Consider the following 1,338-nt stretch of genomic DNA (forward strand, 5'->3'; position numbering starts at 1 on the left):
GGGACTTGACCCCGTGTGTTGGACACGCTGAATCCCGCAAGGTTGGCGGGGGAAGCGAGATGATCCACCACGATGGCAAGGAAAAATTACCCTGACGAGTTCAAACGGGACGCGGTAGCGCTGTACCGAGACACCGAGGGCGCCACGATCACGCAGATCGCCGACGAACTCGGCATCTCCGGTGTGACGCTCTCAGCGTGGTGCAAAGCCGCCGGGGTGCCGATCAGGCACCGCAACCCCACCGCAGCAGCACAGCCGAGCCCCGGCGTTGAGACCCCAGAGCAGGAGCTGGCCCGGCTACGGGCCGAGAACAAGGCGTTACGCGCCACGGAGGCTCGGTTGTCTACCGAGCGTGACATTCTGCGGTCGGCGGCCAAGTATTTCGCCGGGGAGACGAACTGGTGAGCCGCTTCCAGTTCGTCGCCGACCACCTGCACACCTTCGAGGTGAAGTGGCTGTGCGCAGTCGTCGAGGTTGCGCGTTCATCGTTCTACGCCTGGTTGGCCGCTGCCGACGGACGCGCCGCCCGCCAGGCCGCTGACAAGGCGCTGGCCGCGCGTATCCGCACCGTGCACGATGAGGACAACACCTACGGGGCGCCGCGGATCACCGCTGAACTCAACGACGGTGCACCCGACGGTGAGCGGGTCAACCACAAGCGGGTGGCCCGGGTCATGCGCAGTGCCGGGATCGCCGGCTACCGCCGCCGGCGACGGGTGAAGACCACCACGCCGGATCCGGCCAAACAGAAAGTCCCGGACCTGCTCAACCGGGACTTCACCGCCGCGGCACCCAACGTCAAGTACGTCGGCGACATCACCTACCTGCCATTGGCAAGCGGTTCGAATCTGTATCTGGCGACCGTGATCGACTGCTTCTCCGGACGGGTGGCGGGGTGGGCGATCGCCGAGCACATGCGCACCGAACTGGTCGAAGATGCCCTCAAAGCCGCTGCGGCGCTGCGCGGCTCCCTGACCGGTGCAGTGTTCCACACAGATCACGGAAGTCAGTACACCTCAAGGGATTTCGCGAACCTCTGCCGTGACTTGGAGGTCACCCAGTCTATGGGTGGCGTCGGGTCAAGTGCCGATAACGCGCTGGCCGAATCGTTCAACGCCGCCCTCAAACGCGAGATCCTGCAGGACCGCAGCCACTGGCCCGACGCTGCTACCTGCCGCCGCGAAGTGTTCCGCTGGCTGGCTCGCTACAACACCAAACGACGGCACTCCCGGTGCCGCTATTCCAGCCCTGCGACCTACGAAAGGACCCTAACACCGGCTACGCTGCCAGTAGCCGCGTAACCACAAATCCCGTGTCCACTACATGGGGGCAAGGCCC

General features: G+C 65.2%; 1 protein-coding gene. It reads left to right on the plus strand.

The annotated features are described in order from the left end of the window. The first annotated feature begins 72 nt into the window (after positions 1-72). A protein-coding gene (locus EB75_RS26655) for an IS3 family transposase (RefSeq protein ID WP_109557065.1) occupies positions 73-1,301 on the plus strand; the annotation gives its coding sequence in 2 pieces (ribosomal slippage) (positions 73-385 and positions 385-1,301; 1,230 coding nt in all). The last annotated feature ends 37 nt before the right edge of the window (positions 1,302-1,338 follow it).

This window comes from Mycobacterium sp. ST-F2 (genome assembly GCF_001905655.1).
Classification (GTDB): Bacteria; Actinomycetota; Actinomycetes; order Mycobacteriales; family Mycobacteriaceae; genus Mycobacterium.